General features: G+C 56.6%; 12 protein-coding genes and 3 pseudogenes. 4 read left to right on the forward strand and 11 right to left on the reverse strand.

What is annotated here, in order from left to right; genetic code table 11:
* Nucleotides 1–7 precede the first annotated feature (7 nt).
* The 6 genes and pseudogenes from ACZ5IL_RS07645 to ACZ5IL_RS07670 form a co-directional block, all read right to left on the reverse strand.
* Nucleotides 8–274, reverse strand: coding sequence for a hypothetical protein (locus ACZ5IL_RS07645; RefSeq protein ID WP_464596121.1), 267 nt, complete (start codon nucleotides 272–274; stop codon nucleotides 8–10).
* A 553-nt stretch (nucleotides 275–827) separates the two neighbouring features.
* The gene (locus tag ACZ5IL_RS07650; RefSeq protein WP_464596122.1) at nucleotides 828–998 is read right to left on the reverse strand and encodes a transposase domain-containing protein; all 171 of its coding nucleotides are present in this window, start codon (nucleotides 996–998) and stop codon (nucleotides 828–830) included.
* Nucleotides 961–1,433: pseudogene (locus ACZ5IL_RS07655) on the reverse strand (transposase domain-containing protein); the annotation flags it as partial. The pseudogene ACZ5IL_RS07655 and the gene ACZ5IL_RS07650, both read right to left, overlap by 38 nt.
* Before the next feature lie 70 nt (nucleotides 1,434–1,503).
* The gene (tnpB, locus tag ACZ5IL_RS07660) at nucleotides 1,504–1,860 is read right to left on the reverse strand and encodes an IS66 family insertion sequence element accessory protein TnpB (protein ID WP_464596123.1); all 357 of its coding nucleotides are present in this window, start codon (nucleotides 1,858–1,860) and stop codon (nucleotides 1,504–1,506) included.
* Between the two features lie 10 nt (nucleotides 1,861–1,870).
* Entirely contained in the window at nucleotides 1,871–2,041 is a 171-nt protein-coding gene (locus ACZ5IL_RS07665) for a hypothetical protein (protein WP_464596124.1), read from the reverse strand.
* 141 nt (nucleotides 2,042–2,182) lie between these two features.
* Nucleotides 2,183–4,126: an acyltransferase family protein gene (locus ACZ5IL_RS07670; RefSeq protein ID WP_464596125.1), complete on the reverse strand. Its 1,944-nt coding sequence runs from the start codon at nucleotides 4,124–4,126 to the stop codon at nucleotides 2,183–2,185.
* A gap of 287 nt (nucleotides 4,127–4,413) precedes the next feature.
* Here ACZ5IL_RS07670 and ACZ5IL_RS07675 point away from each other — a divergent pair.
* Nucleotides 4,414–5,582, forward strand: a protein-coding gene (locus ACZ5IL_RS07675) for an IS3 family transposase (RefSeq protein ID WP_464592339.1) whose coding sequence is annotated in 2 segments (ribosomal slippage) — nucleotides 4,414–4,678 and nucleotides 4,678–5,582 — 1,170 coding nt in all. Because the reading frame shifts where the segments join, the coding sequence is not laid out codon by codon here.
* A gap of 75 nt (nucleotides 5,583–5,657) precedes the next feature.
* Here ACZ5IL_RS07675 and ACZ5IL_RS07680 read toward each other — a convergent pair.
* Nucleotides 5,658–7,457: a hypothetical protein gene (locus tag ACZ5IL_RS07680; RefSeq protein ID WP_464596126.1), complete on the reverse strand. Its 1,800-nt coding sequence runs from the start codon at nucleotides 7,455–7,457 to the stop codon at nucleotides 5,658–5,660.
* Nucleotides 7,458–7,768: 311 nt separating this feature from the next.
* Nucleotides 7,769–8,518 carry a uroporphyrinogen-III synthase gene (locus tag ACZ5IL_RS07685; RefSeq protein WP_464596127.1) on the reverse strand — a complete coding sequence of 250 codons (750 nt, stop codon included), beginning with the start codon at nucleotides 8,516–8,518 and terminating at the stop codon, nucleotides 7,769–7,771.
* Between the two features lie 107 nt (nucleotides 8,519–8,625).
* Between ACZ5IL_RS07685 and ACZ5IL_RS07690 the strand changes: the two are divergent.
* Nucleotides 8,626–9,306 (forward strand): annotated as a pseudogene (locus ACZ5IL_RS07690) (polysaccharide biosynthesis protein); the annotation flags it as partial.
* A gap of 13 nt (nucleotides 9,307–9,319) precedes the next feature.
* On the opposite strand, the gene ACZ5IL_RS07695 reads toward ACZ5IL_RS07690, so the two are convergent.
* Nucleotides 9,320–10,265, reverse strand: a protein-coding gene (locus ACZ5IL_RS07695) for an IS630 family transposase (RefSeq protein ID WP_464596128.1) whose coding sequence is annotated in 2 segments (ribosomal slippage) — nucleotides 9,320–9,926 and nucleotides 9,925–10,265 — 948 coding nt in all. Because the reading frame shifts where the segments join, the coding sequence is not laid out codon by codon here.
* A gap of 209 nt (nucleotides 10,266–10,474) precedes the next feature.
* Here ACZ5IL_RS07695 and ACZ5IL_RS07700 point away from each other — a divergent pair.
* Entirely contained in the window at nucleotides 10,475–10,669 is a 195-nt protein-coding gene (locus ACZ5IL_RS07700) for a hypothetical protein (RefSeq protein ID WP_464596129.1), read from the forward strand.
* Here the strand turns inward: ACZ5IL_RS07700 and ACZ5IL_RS07705 are convergent.
* Complete coding sequence (locus ACZ5IL_RS07705; protein ID WP_464596863.1) at nucleotides 10,647–11,591, reverse strand: MraY family glycosyltransferase; 945 nt, start codon at nucleotides 11,589–11,591, stop codon at nucleotides 10,647–10,649. The genes ACZ5IL_RS07700 and ACZ5IL_RS07705 overlap by 23 nt on opposite strands.
* Nucleotides 11,592–11,954: 363 nt before the next feature.
* Between ACZ5IL_RS07705 and ACZ5IL_RS07710 the strand changes: the two are divergent.
* Nucleotides 11,955–13,257 (forward strand): annotated as a pseudogene (locus tag ACZ5IL_RS07710) (mannose-1-phosphate guanylyltransferase/mannose-6-phosphate isomerase).
* A 105-nt stretch (nucleotides 13,258–13,362) separates the two neighbouring features.
* On the opposite strand, the gene ACZ5IL_RS07715 reads toward ACZ5IL_RS07710, so the two are convergent.
* The gene (locus tag ACZ5IL_RS07715; protein ID WP_464596130.1) at nucleotides 13,363–14,325 is read right to left on the reverse strand and encodes a DUF2130 domain-containing protein; all 963 of its coding nucleotides are present in this window, start codon (nucleotides 14,323–14,325) and stop codon (nucleotides 13,363–13,365) included.
* Nucleotides 14,326–14,405 lie beyond the last annotated feature (80 nt).

Consider the following 14,405-nt stretch of genomic DNA (forward strand, 5'->3'; position numbering starts at 1 on the left):
CGAGTCTTCAAGAAATCGCATGATCGGGGTTTTGTTTTGGTCGCGAAATCGCGACCATCACAATCGCAATGGCGCCTACGATCGTGACGACAGCCTTCACGATGATCGAAGCGGTTAAGACAGACGCAATGGCCAGTGCGGCCAGAACAAGTTTTAATCCGAACACCCTGCCGACAACCATGATAACCGAGAATCCGTTGTCGGTGGCACGCTGATAGAAGTGTGAGCGATGCGCCGTCCAGACTTTCTCGCCTGCGAATAGCCGACGAAGCATTGTTACTGTCGCATCGGCGAGATATTAGAGCGGCAGTAAGAGTGCTGCAGCTAACTGGCCCTGATACGCGAGCTTCAGAAGACACCCGACCAACGCCAAAACACCGGCAAGCCTTCCCGACATCGCCAATCGGATCCGCGCGTCTGAGCACCCGAAGCTTGTGGTCCACGTCGCGCCTGAATTTGTGCATTCCTGCCCATCTGGCCAAAGAGAAGGGATGTCTCGTACATTCCTACAACGTTTGCCGAGCGGGCATTAGCGACCCACATATTGTGCTGAACCTGAGCCACGTGTTTTCCGGCGGCCGCTTCTTCAGAAGATGTCCACGGCAGCATAACTGGTACAGCAGGAGGGTTATCTTCAGTCGGCTCTCCGGTATCAATTACCGCTGGGGGCGGGGCGGCTGGCATTGGGAACACCGGCACTACTGCTAAGCTTGGCGGGGTGGGTGGCGCCAATACGGGGACAGCTAGCATAATATCACGTGTGGGCGCTGACGGCTCTCCTGGAATCTTAACCGGATCGACCCCGACAGCCGGCGTAAGCGGTGTTTTCAGGCAACTGCCCTGATATCCAGCGCATCGGGGTAGGCCCAAGGCAGCAGGTCGTCGATCTGGCTGTTGGGATGGCCGTTGACGATCCTGGTGATGACGTCGGCCAGATAGTTATGCGGTTCGATGCTGCAGAGCTTGCACCACCACCTCTTCGCAGACCCGACAGGCATACTTTGGCCGGAGGACGACGAGCACGCAGCTGCGCGGGGATGATGCCGAGCCGCTCGCTGCGGTCTTCGCCAATCCAATGCAGCGCGTTACGACAGCATGGACAGTTGTGGTCCTCGATATCGACTACGCATCTCGATGCGCGGCAGATGTGCCGGAAGCGATCCGCGGTTCATGCGACGCTTGACGGTACGACGTGCTCGTTCGGTCGGAGCGGCGGCTTCACCTTCCGCCTCGCTGCTCGCAGCAGCCTGCTCGACCTCTTCGAGCCCGAGCAGCAGTTGATCTTCCGGCAGCGTCTCGGCGCGTCGACCAAAGCGACGGCGGCGCAACTCCCTGATGATCTGTTCCAACCGTTCGGCGCGTGCCCGTTCCGCCAGCAGCATCGCCTTCAGCGCGCCGGGATCGTCGGGAAGCGCGTCCGCCAGAGCCGTCATGAAAGCATTTATATCACGAGCCCCAATGCGTCGCGAGCGATCCGATGAAGGTGATTCACTGTGTCGCAGATCAACTGGCCTGCGTCGGCACCGTCGTCTCGCGCGCGACGTGGACACGGCGCCAGTCGAGACCTTCCAATAACGCCGAGAGCTGCGCCGCAGTCAGGTGCACGACGCCGTTCGCTACATTGGCCCAGCGGAACGCGCCATCTTCGAGCCGCTTGGCAAACAGGCAGACACCAGTGCCATCCCAGAAGATCAGCTTCACACGGTCCGCCCGCTTGGCGCGAAACACGTAGACAGCGCCGGAGAACGGATCGGTCTTCATCCCGTCTCGCACCAGAGCCGCGAGACCCTCGGCGCCCTTCCGGAGGTCGACCGGCTTGGTCGCCGTCATAACCCGAACTGCGCCGGTCGGACCGATCACGCGCTGGCCTCTAGCGCGCGGATACCGCCGCGACCGTCCTGGCGTCGGCACCGCAGCCGACGCGCACCGTGACGCTGCCAATCTCAACCTCGATGATTCCGGCAACACGATCCGCATCGAGCGGACGGTTGCGACCGCGGTGGCGAAACAAGCCGATCTTCCCTTCAGAGATCATCACCATCGCTGATCAGCGACGTCAGAAAAAGGTGAGGCCACCACAGCGCTTACCAGCCGGCGGAGATGGAGCCAATTCCATGCTTGGAAGCGGAGGGATAGGTGGCCGTGCCAACATCAGCGCGAACGCGACGACAGCAGGAACTGGCTACCGTGCTGGAGGCCGCGGCGGGTTCTCGACAGCGGCAAGTGGTTCTGCAAGTGCCCCCGGAATAGTAATCATCGATTGGGTGCTGTCGTCGTCGCCTGGCTCAATTGATGGACGTATGAGATTGGAGACGTACTTTGCGCCCGCTGTAGTCAGATGACCAGTATCCCATGACAGGAGATTGCTTGGTTCTCCGGGAGCGTAAACCAGGCAGCCTACATCGTTACACAGCAGGTTGTTGACAGAGATGAATTTCGCTCCGTGATGTTCGGCAATTGTTTTGATCTGCTGATCCACTGAACTGATGACATTCTCTACGCTCTTATTGCGCAACGGAATCTGGCCTAATTGTTCTCTAGCTTTCTGAGCGACGACTGGTAGGTCACCTTTCCATCTAGGAGCTGGACCGAGGACAATGACCTGAGTTCCGGTGTGAAAAAATTGGTCAATGGTGTTTCCAAGGGCGGTGCCTAGCTTGCTGCTTTCGTCCCAATCCGGTGAGTAGTTAGCCCAAGCAGCAAAGAGGATGGCATAACGCGGTTTTTGTTCGGCTGCGATCTTCAGGGCGTAATCACGGGTTTGATTGCACAGCGTGCGGCCGCCGATAGGCAAACAGCTTGATCGTGTGATCTGCCAAATAGGTGCGCTTTCGAAAGCGGTTTTGAGACCAGGATAAAGTCTGGCGGCGTGGGAATCGCCCATAATGAGGACGCCGCCGGGCCGGTTTGGGGATGTGCACTCAGTCGGGAAGTTTTGCCGTCCGCGCTCATCAACGAGCCAACACTCATAAAGGCGAGCATCCGGGCCATAATCGTAGTCTAACGCTCTCAGAACTACCGCAACGTTTTCTGGATAGCGCGAGTACACCCCGTTCGCGGCGAATATGGCTAGTGAAGCGGCTGCGACGGACGCCATGCCAGCGAGTAGGGGCTTCGATATGATCTGCGGTTGTCGGCGCTGAATATGCTTCTCAACAAGTTCATAGGTTGCGGCCGCGAGAACAGCGCTAAACGTCAATAATGCTATACGCGGCACGGGCCACCCGGTCTGCCACGTGAATGACAGGATCGGCCAGTGCCAAAGGTAAAGCGGGTAGCTTATGAGACCGACGTAAACGATTGACCTGATTGCAAGCGTATATCGGGCAACTGGGTTGTTCTTTCCAGTCCAGATTATCGCGGCGGCTCCCAGCGTTGGGATAGCGGCAAAATATCCTGGGAATGGAATGCTCGGTTTGAATGTGAGAACCGCGACGCCAATGGCGATAAGTCCAAGGACGAATATTCCAGAGCGGACCTGAGCAGTTTTTGATTCTGTTGGAACGACAGCGATCAAGCCGCCGAGTGACAGTTCCCAAATGCGGGTCAGCGGCGAATAAAAAGCGGCGGTGTGGTCGACGCCTGTAAGATAAACACAGTACGAAAATGACGCCACAATGGCGACGGCAAGAAACGTGAGCAAGGCCCGTCGTTTCCGGGAAACGAGGAAGATCGCGAGCGGCCAAACTACATAGAACTGTTCCTCGATGCCAAGGGACCAAAGATGGAGCAGCGGCTTAAGTTCAGCCGCCTTATCGAAGTATCCAGCCTCGTTCCAAAAAAGAAAATTTGAGACGAAAAATGCGCCCGCAATCGCTTGCTTGGCTAGCTTTGCGTAGCTTGAAGGCGGCAGAAGGAACCAACCAGCAGCGATTGCTACGAAGATAACGATAATCAGTGCTGGAAAAATGCGTCTGACGCGCTTTGCGTAAAAATTGATGAAAGAAAAACGTTCTCCTTCGATGTCGCGAAGGACTGTCTCGGTGATGACAAATCCGCTGATGACAAAGAAAACATCGACGCCAACGAAGCCGCCCGCGAACGCGGAAAACTTTGCGTGGAATAATAGGACACTCAGGACAGCAACGGCGCGAAGCCCGTCAATATCTGCTCTGCGATTTATCAAAATTTCAGCCTCTAGCTGACCTGAACTAGTTACGAGTATTTCTCTAACGGCTGGGGACTGGCTTGTATACGGAACCGTACGACCGCTGTGACGACAAACATTATCGGAATGGTATCAGTGTCAGTCAGAATGACCTGCTCCCCTGTTTGCCCCTCGTTCATAAGGAGAGTGAACCGTTGGAATGAAGTGCTCCCCGAAACTAGGCCAGCGTGTGCTGGAATTTGGTCTGCCCCCTGAAAAGTGGTCCTCCCTGAATTAGGCTATTAGCCGTTAGAGAGGACATTGGAATGCCCCAGAAGAAGCACAAGGCGGAAGAGATCGTCGCGAAGCTGCGCCAGGTCGATGTTTTGCTTTCACAAGGCAGATCGGTTGGCGAAGCGGTTCGTTCGATCGGCGTGACGCAGTTCACGTATTACCGGTGGCGCAAGGAGTTTGGTGGCCTGAAGGGCGATCAGGTAAAGCGCTTGAAAGAGCTTGAGAAAGAGAACGACCGGCTGCGCAAGGCAGTGTCGGACCTGACGCTCGAGAAGCTGATCCTGAAAGAGGCTGCCTCGGGAAACTTCTGAGCCCTTCCCGCCGTCGCCGCTGCGTCGACCATGTCATGGTGAAGTTCTCCGTCTCGGAGCGCTTTGCCTGCAAGGTTCTGGGCCAGCATCGCTCGACCCAGCGCAAGAAGCCGCAAAGCCGACCGGATGAAGAGGCATTGACGACCGACATCATCAGTCTGGCCTTACGCTACGGCCGCTATGGCTATCGCAGGATCACGGCGATGCTGCGGTCCGAGGGTTGGACGGTGAATGCCAAGCGTGTCGAGCGTATCTGGCGGCGGGAGGGGCTGAAGGTTCCTCAGAAACAACCGAAGAGAGGCAGACTCTGGCTGAATGACGGATCGTGCGTCCGGCTTCGGCCCGAGCATCCAAACCATGTTTGGTCCTATGACTTCGTCGAGGGCCGGACCCACAATGGCAGGAAGTTCCGCATGCTCAACATCATCGACGAGTTCACCAGAGAATGTCTGGCGATCCGGATTGATCGCAAGCTCAACTCGACCGACGTCATCGACGTCTTGTCGGACCTGTTCATCCTACGCGGCGTGCCCGGCCACGTTCGTTCTGATAACGGGCCGGAGTTCATCGCCAAGGCAGTGCGAGAGTGGATTGCAGCTGTCGGCGCCAAGACCGCGTTCATCGAGCCCGGAAGCCCTTGGGAGAACGGCTACTGCGAGAGCTTCAACTCGAAGCTTCGCGACGAACTGCTCAACAGTGAGATCTTCTACAGCCTCGCCGAGGCCAAGGTCATCATCGAGGCATGGCGGCGCTACTACAACACCGAGCGACCACACTCATCGCTCGGATATAAACCGCCGGCGCCAGAGGCCATCGCCTGGCCTTCAAAGCCAGCCGGATCGCTTCCGCCAGCAGCGCAAGCAATGGCCGAAAAGCCGATTATGCATTAAGACTGAAACCGGACCACCTCATAGGGGCAGGCCAGAAGGGCGAGTTGCACTGGTGGCGGCATCACGCGATAAGGGTTAGGTAGTATTGCACGCGAGATACGACGGCTCTTGTCGAAAGACAGATGCACTTGAGTTGTCAGCCTTCGCAGATGACAAAAGAACGTCTGTGTATCTTGTGTTTTTTGGGTTGCTTTTAGTGCTGACCAGAAGGTGAGGTTTAGTATCGCGATTGCGGCAGAGATAAATTCTGTAGCGGTCTATCAGCGGTCCTATGCTGCGCAAAAGCTCGGTTGGCCTAACAGCTCTGTTGTCGCTGGCCGGATACCATGAATCCCGAAAACTGAACAAGTAGCTGATATATGATCCTGCCTTTTGCTGAATTTCAGTTTTAACAAGTTTCTCGGCATCGTTAGGGTCGATTCCATTATGATCCCAATTGGCAAAGGCGGCCGGCTCAAGCGGGCTTGGCAATGCAGCGATAGCCTTTGCCTCCATGTTCGGAATTAGATCGATACCCGCTCTGTAAAAGCTTAGGGGTATATCTAGTTTCGCGCCGAACCGTAGCTGAAGCAGTGGCGCCAGGCTCGCATTCTCAAGAGTTATCTCTGACGCAATGACTTCTTTCTGGTCCAGGGCGTTGAGCGCGCGCGTCATTGCGATTGACGCTTCGTTGTGTGGTAGCCACATCTTATACGTAAGATTTTGACCACGGGCGGCGACAAATAAGATGAGCAAGAGGAGGGATGTTGGAGCGACTAATGAGACAGTCGGTGTGTGCCAGTTTTTTGATGAATGAATTACAGCGATAGCAAGTGCCGCACCGAACCAGATGATCTGGTAACTCGCGTTACGCTCCCAATCCCGGGCGCTAATCATAGTGTTTGTCAGGATTTGTTGGTTGCTTAGAACGAAGGGCGTGATGAGGCAGCCGAGGGCGAGTAATGCGACAGGTGTCCAGCACCGCGCTGCAACGAGCCATACAGCAAACGTGACGCCTAGTACGGCGCTTGCCAAAACTGCGGGCGTTATGATCGGAAGGCGCGAATGGTAGCTGAGCGCCTCAGCAACTACTGCTGTTGATTGTGAATTATCCGGCTGCCAGTGTGAACATAGAGTGTAAAGCGCTACTGAGCCACAGATGCCAATGAGTATCGTTATACTGGGAGCCTTCATTCGGTGGGCCGAGTACACGAACAGCGCACCGACAACGATAAGTATTACGGGAAATGTGACGAACGTATATCCGAGCGGCAATAGCGAAATCGTTGCGACCGAAAGACCCAGCGTTCTGGCTGATTGCTCACCTTTCGCGAGCTTTGCCATAAGGCCAAGTACAATGAACATTAAAGTCAGGCTGACTTGTGGTTCCGGCGTTCGATAGATGGAAAAAAAGCTTGTTTCATATGGCGGCACAAGGTTAGGCCCGAGCATGCCTATGATATGCGAGAACCGATTGAACGTAGACGAGGCCCAAATGGCTTGGCTGCCGAGTGAAAATAGGTCTCCGGCGAATACAAGCGTGATGGCAGCGAGAGATCTAACGGGTTTGCTGACTGCGATTTGGCACGCGGCAAAATAAGCGGCTAAGGTGGCTATCGCAGGGAAAAGAAAGTCCGACAAAATCATTGTTGCATTAAGCGACCCTGCGGTTACCAAGTTTACGGTAGATAGAGCCGCGCCCGACAGGAATCGTGTCGAGCGAAGCGCGCCATTCAACCAGCCAAGGATATAGGTATCTTCGTCATACGCGTAGTGGAGGTAACGAAATTCTTCCACTTCGGCTATGAACCTGAAGTGAGGCCATAGGCCCAGAATGCCAATGGCGAGCGCCAGGGCGGTAGCAAAGTAAACGTCTATTTTGATGTCGGATGTCATACGGTCCTCAGTGGCCGCGAACCTATCCATCAAAGCCCAATCGATCTAGCCAAAAATCACACCTCATAGGACCAATCCAATGCCCTACCTCGATTCCGTGGGTGCGAACCTATGACCGAACCAGCCTCAATTCGATACAAAAACCCCGGCGCGATGTGGGAGCGCCGTCAGTGACATTGTTCTGAAAGACGGACGGCCAACCATATCGCGGCGTTTCCTACGTTCGTTCATGGCGCGGCCGCACAATTCGCGCTGTGGAAAGGCGAGGTCCGCCGGGGCCATCCTCGTAGACAGAAAAATGGCGGCGGCTTTTATGCTAATGATGACTTCAGCCCGCTATTGCCAAGCGCCGCTGCCATCGCCGATATCAGCGGCTTCATGAAGAATGCGTCGTTCGCCGGAGTGATGTCGGTCCGCAAGCCGAAAGAGGTCAGATCGTCGGAGACGACCGGCCCGACCGACGCGATCTTCGTGCGGTCGAGCCCGGCGCGCAGCTTTTCCTCGCAGCGGTGGATGCGCGTGACCTCCACAAGCCGGCGAACCTGTCCCGAACTCGTCAGCGCAATGACATCGACCCGGCCGTCGGCCATTTCTCCGATCGCGGTAACGATCTTGGCCGCGGCTGTGCTCGCATCATAGGCGTACGGCAGCACCAGATCGACACTCGCGCCCCGCGCGGTGATTGTTCCAAGCAGCACGCTGTGGTCGCGGTCTAGATAAAGCTGCGGGCCGACGCGATGGCCGTCGAGATCGAGCCGCGCCAGGATTTCGGCGATGCCTTGGGATGTCGGTTTATCGGTGGTGTCGTCGCCTCTAGTCCGATCTCGCGCAGCGCCTTGCCCGGCTTCGGGCCGCGCGCAAACGTGCGGGAATTTGCCGATGGCAGCGATGAACGCCTGATCGAGGCCGATCTGCCGCGCAGCCTTGATGAGGCGCCTCAACCCTTCGCCGCTCGTCAACACCAGATCGTCATGCGGCAGCGCCTGATACAGTCCTCGACGGGGGCGGGATCCGGCGCATCGCGGATGGTGAACATCGGGCACTGCAGACCTCGGCGCCATGCTCACTCAGCAAGCCAGAGAATTGCGCTTCCTCGCGTGCCTCAAGGATCAAGGTACGGAAACCGGCTAGATCTTCGTTTTAGCGGAGCGCTCGACGATCGTTTGCCGTTACTTCTGGTGCGATACGATTGCTCATCATAGAGAATTCCGAGCCGGCGCTTTATGCGGTGATAGAGCGTTTGAAAACGCGGGCGAGCAAAAGCCATTATTGAGGGACCTGTCGCCGATATTCGAGATCGTGCCCGTTTCCAGTCGCGATGGAAGAATTCAGGCCGGACATCGTATTTCATGCCGCGGCGCTTAAACAAGCGCCGATCCTTGAGCGAGACTGGAGCGAAGGGATCAAAACCAACATTTTTGGCTCGATGAACGTGGCAGATTCCGCGGTCGCCACAGGTGCGGAAGCCATGGTGATGATTTCGACAGACAAGGCCATCGAACCAGTGTCAATGCTCGGCCTGACTAAGCGTTTCGCCGAGATTTATTGTCAGGCGCTGGATTGCGACCTTAGGGCTCAGTTTGGTGGCAAGGGGCGGACGCGTTTGATTTCGGTTCGATTCGGAAACGTACTGGCCTCGCATGGTTCATTGGTGCCATAATTCAAGGCACAGATTGAAGCCGGCGGGCCCGTCACAGTAACTCACCCGCATATGGTCCGATATTTTATGTCCATTCGTGAGGTTTGTGACTTGGTCATTACTGCCGCAAGCCATGCCATGACGCCGGTCCGACCAGATGTATCGGTCTACGTGCTCGACATGGGCCAGCCCGTTAAGATCGTCGAACTAGAGCGGATTCGGCTTAATCCGGCTCATAACCAGCAGCGGCGAAGAAGTTGGCGCATTCCTGCGGCGTGAAGGTCGGCAGCAATGCGCCGATGCGGCTCCACATGCCGTCGACCGTTCGCTCGGCCGCCTTTCGCAGAAGTGCCTTGAGCTTGGAGAAGGCGTTCTCGATTGGATTGAAGTCGGGGCTGTAGGGCGGAAGGTACAGGAGCCTGGCTCCTGTCGCTTCGATCGCCGCGCGCACGCCGGCGCCTTTGTGGCTGCCGAGATTGTCCATGATAACGATGTCACTGAGCCGCAGTTCGGGAACCAGGACCTGCTCGATGTAGGCTTGGAACCAGACGCCGTTGATCGGCCCGTCGACGACCATCGGCGCGACCATTCCGGTCTGTCGCGGCGCGCCGATGAAGGTCGTCGTTTTCCAGTGGCCATGAGGAACGCTGGCGCGAAGCCGCTCGCCTTTCGGGGCGCGACCGTAGCGACGCGCCATGTTGGTCGAAGTCCATGCCTCGTCGATGAAGACGAGGCGCTGCGGATCGAGATCGAGCTGGCCGTCGAACCAGTCTTCGCGCCGCTTCAGGATGTCCGGGCGGTCCTGCTCGTTCGCGTGAGCGGATTTTTTTGAACGTCAGTCCGCAGCGGTCGAGGAAGGTCCATAGCGTCGCCCGGCTGGCGCGTACGCTGCGTTCGGCCAGAAGCCACTCCTGTAGCTCGCTGATTGTCAGGTCCGGCGTTTCCGCGATCAGTCCGAGAAGATAACCGCGGTGCGGATCGAGTTTCGAGCGGCGTGGCTGGCCTTGCTTGCGCGCCGAACGGTCGCCGGCCTCGCGGGCCCTGCGAACCCACACGATCGCTGTGGCCTCGCCAATCCCGAAACGGGCTGCAGCCTGTCGTGCAGACGCGCCAGACAGCGCGGCGTCGATTACGCGATCACGCAAATCCTGACTGTAGGCTCGCGCCATGCCTCGCCCCCGTCGCTATCGCGACAAAGGACTCGCATTATTCGCGCGATTTGTGAATCCCGTTCCGAATCTAAAATCAACGAACCCGCTCTAGCTGAACGCATGATCCAACTGTCTGGACTTCGGGTCAATCGCGACATTGAAATTGTCTTCACCGGGATGCGACCGGGCAGCGATTCAACGAAATCCTGTTCACGGCAAAGCCGATGATGGAAATCGAGATTGCGGGAACCATGGCGGTAAAGCCGAGCCACCCGGCGCTGGACGTCATCCGAAAGTGTGTGAAAGTTCTTGATACCGCGATTACGAATAATGATCGCGCCTCGATTAAATCTGTATTGGTTGATGCGTTACCAGAGCTCGGTGGTCGGCACCAAGCGATCAGCGCACCCGCGCAAACCTGAACATTACCCATGCCACTGCGACAGAGCCTGCGACGAGCAGCGATAGTTTTGCCGTGATCGATGGCGTTGCGATCGAGGTTATGGCGAGTCCGACCAAACCGATGTTGAGTGCGAATACCGTGCGGACTACGCTGGTGACCGTCATACCATTGTCAATAGCGCGTTGATAGAAATGCGAACGGTGTGCCGTCCAGATCGTTTCGCCAGCGAAGAGACGGCGCAGCATTGTCACTGTGGCATCTGCTAAATAGTATAGCGGCAGCAAAAGTGCGGCCGTCAAGTGGCCGCGATAGGTAAGCTCCAGCAGGCACCAGCCCAGTAATAAGCCGATCGGTAGACTACCGACGTCTCCCAGAAATACCTTTGCCACTGGGCGATTGAAGGGCGCAAAGCCAAGAACTGCGCCGCAAAGTGTTGTCGCGACGATTGTGGTCGCCTGGGGTAAGTCGCTTACGAGACCCAAAACGATCAAGGTGGTGACTATCGGCACCGTTTCGGCCACCGTCATCAAATCCAGTCCGTCCATGAAGTTGACGAGGTTGACGAACCAAAGCCCCCCAATTATCAGAATGCCGCGTTCAAGCCACAGCGGACAGGCGGGGATGCACTGCAGGTGGCTGGGTATCGTCAGGACGACCACGCCGACGGCGAGGCCCTGCATCGCTATGCGCGGCAAAACCGGAACTGATTTCATGTCGTCGGCGGCTCCCACTGCCGCGAGAAACAATGTCGCGCCGAATATCGCCGCCGGGAATTTCAGCTCGGCTGAGCCGAATAGTGCTATCAAAACACCAGCAACAATGAGGGTGGCGCTGATCACCGCGATACCACCGCCTTGCGGTGTGGGGGTCTTGTGCGAGGATCGGGCATTCGGTAGCGCCAAGGCATATCGCATTAGCAACGGGCGGAGCGCCCATGTCATAGCGAACGACAGGATAGCCGCTAGAGCGATGCCCAGCAGCGGTAAGACCAGGCCCAACGATCACGCTCCAAAACTCAAGGCATATGGCTCAGGTCGTATATCGTTTGACGGCATGACCGTCGAGTCGGGTCGGCCACATCGCTGTGGCAGGGTTGTGGGCAGCCGCAGTTAGTGCGGCTTGTTCCAAAATCATCGACAGATACAAAGATGCGCAACATCGGCTGTTGAAGATTTGCTGTGATCTTCTTATTTTGCGGCGAATAGGCTGCTGGTTCTGCCCAGCAATAAAGACAGGTTTCCCCAAAGCGATGAAATAATTCGGCGCAACTCGCCAGACGGGGCGTGTCGATTTGCAGGAAAAGCATGTCCTATCGGATTATTCCCTGGATCATGTGCGGCGGAGCCGGAACTCGATTGTGGCCGCTTTCGCGAAAGGGTCGTCCGAAGCAGTTTATAAGCCTTTTTCGGCAAGCGTTCAACCTTTCAAGACACCTTGCTTAGGGTATCTGGCCAACGCCTGTTGCTGGCGCCGACGCGATTCCGGTCCTGCCATCGCCGTAGGGGCTGCTTTCGCGATGACACGAAACGCCGATGCCGTGGTACTGGCGCTCGCCACTGATCATGTCGTCGCTGCCTGTGAGGCCTCGCTGAGTGTCGCGAGTTCAGGCCATATCGTGACGTTTGGCGTCAAGCCCGAGCGTCCTGCCACGGAATATGGATACATTTCGTTGGGCGATGTTATCGACGGTTGCGTGCATTCCGTTGTGGCGTTCGTCGAAAAGCCTGACCCAGCCATGGCTGCGCGCAATGTGGCGAACGGCTATCTTTGGAATAGCGGCAACTTCATGTTTCGGGCGGATGCGCTTCTTGAGGAATATCGGGCCGTCGATGGTACAAGTGTCGATGCGGTAACCCAGGCCATCGACAAGGCAGAACGGGATCTCGCCTTTGTGATTCTCGACGGGGCGGCACCGGCATATATAAAGTACAGAGCCGATTTCTATCGACTACGCCGTGATGGAAAAGACAGCTCGGGCGGCCGTCCTCCCGGTGTTGTAGTTGGTCCGACGTCGGTGCTTGGTATGCCGTATGGAAATTGTCATAGAAAGACGAAAGGCAATGCCGCGCGAGGCGCCGCGGTGTTTGAGAACTCGCGGAACTGCAATTTGTCGTCAGACAGGGCGCTTGTAGCACTCGAAGGCGTTGATGACCTCGTTGTGGTGTCAACTCAAGATGCCGTGCTGGTCTCGCGTCAGAGCGATGCAAATGGACTAAAGTGGCTGGTTGCAAAACTAAAATCGGTCGTACTCAGGTCACCGAGAATCATCTCAAGGTTCACCGGCCATGGTGGTCGTATCACTCGCTCGACATCGGGGTTCGCTACCAGGTAAAGCGCATCGTGGTGAAAGCGGGCTGCCGGCTGTCTTTACAAAAGCATCATCATCGCGCGAAGCACTGGATTGTAGTGCATGGTACGGCCCTGGTGACTGTCGACAACACCGAGAAGATCGTTCACGAAAACGAGTCGATCTATATCCCTATCGGCGCCACGCATCGGATGGAAAATCCCGGCAAGATTCCTCGTGAGCTGATCGAAGTTCAAACAAGAAGCTATCTCGGCGAGGATGACATCATCCGCATTCAGGATGATTATCGCAGGTCCTAGATTTTCGAATATATATTGAGCGGTTTACTTGGTTGTTGCCAAAGTTCTCCTGAGCAAATGATCGCATCAGTTCCTGTTCATTTCAGGTTTTGTCCATAAATTACACTAACTGGCAGACTTGTCTTCGAGCGTGAGCAGGTCGAGGCTATCGATGTCCGGCATAGCGCGTCCAGCAATGCCCTGAAGATCACCGTAGAAACTTGTGCTGGCACTGATGACGCCGTTGAGCTGGGCTTCGCGTTTGGCCCATAGCCGCATGGTGGCCCTGCGCTCGCGATCGAGATCGGACTGCATTTCGCAGAACTTTTCGATGATAGCCTCGATGTGTTGCCGGAATTGGGGACCGGTGAGATACTGATAAATCATCCCCATTTTGGTACGGCGGCCATCGACGGCAAGGCGGGTGCTGGCTAGATCAACCAGTGATTGGCGGAGCACCATGGCCAGCGGAATGGCGAAACGGGGCGCGGTCACCCAGATATTGTCGATGAAACCGAAGCTATCAACGCCATTGGGTAACGCGCTTGACACGATCAATGCAATCTCGGCCTTTACGGCACGTTGATCGTCGCGCAATTTGGCGAGCCAGCGGTCACTCCAGGTCCGGGTATGCTTGCATTCCCATAGGATCGTGCCGCAGGCTTGGCCGGCGGCGCCGCGCACGCGATGTAGAATATCACCACCTAATACACCGACTGGTACCGGTTCGATTTGGTCGCGGGGAAAGCGCTGGCACAGCAAGGCCTCCATTTCGACCTCGCGCGCTTGGCCTTGCAGTTGCTGAGAACCCTGTTCAGCCTTGCGACGCAGCTGTTCGATCTGGCGCTTCATGCTAGCGATCTGAGTTTCTTTCTCGGCGACCCTGGTCTTGAGGTGGCCTTCGGCTTCGGCTTTCGCGGTGCTGCGCACCTTCGCAAGTGAAGCCTGCACCTTCTCCTCTACCCTCAGATCGAGTTCACGTTTGGCGTCGTCGAGTTCACGTGCTTTGCGCATCAGCTCAGCCTGGGCCTTTTGGGCGCTTGCTAGCTTGGACCTGTTGGCATTCAGGTTGCGCTGCAGTTCGGCCAAGCGTCGATCGCGTTCCGCAAGATCGCCCGCCAACGCGCGGCGAACCTTTTTCGCTTCGGATTTAGTAATCGAGGTCCGCT

Source organism: Nitrobacter sp. CN101 (assembly GCF_055390255.1).

What these genes read in the sequence shown, in the direction of transcription:
- ACZ5IL_RS07665 (WP_464596124.1), bottom strand. Translation starts at nt 2,041, where the DNA reads ATGGTGATGATCTCTGAAGGGAAGATCGGCTTGTTTCGCCACCGCGGT.
- ACZ5IL_RS07685 (WP_464596127.1), bottom strand. Translation starts at nt 8,518, where the DNA reads ATGGCGCCGAGGTCTGCAGTGCCCGATGTTCACCATCCGCGATGCGCC.
- ACZ5IL_RS07700 (WP_464596129.1), top strand. Translation starts at nt 10,475, where the DNA reads ATGGAAATCGAGATTGCGGGAACCATGGCGGTAAAGCCGAGCCACCCG.
- ACZ5IL_RS07680 (WP_464596126.1), bottom strand. Translation starts at nt 7,457, where the DNA reads ATGACATCCGACATCAAAATAGACGTTTACTTTGCTACCGCCCTGGCG.
- ACZ5IL_RS07705 (WP_464596863.1), bottom strand. Translation starts at nt 11,591, where the DNA reads ATGACATGGGCGCTCCGCCCGTTGCTAATGCGATATGCCTTGGCGCTA.
- ACZ5IL_RS07645 (WP_464596121.1), bottom strand. Translation starts at nt 274, where the DNA reads ATGCTTCGTCGGCTATTCGCAGGCGAGAAAGTCTGGACGGCGCATCGC.
- ACZ5IL_RS07650 (WP_464596122.1), bottom strand. Translation starts at nt 998, where the DNA reads ATGCCTGTCGGGTCTGCGAAGAGGTGGTGGTGCAAGCTCTGCAGCATC.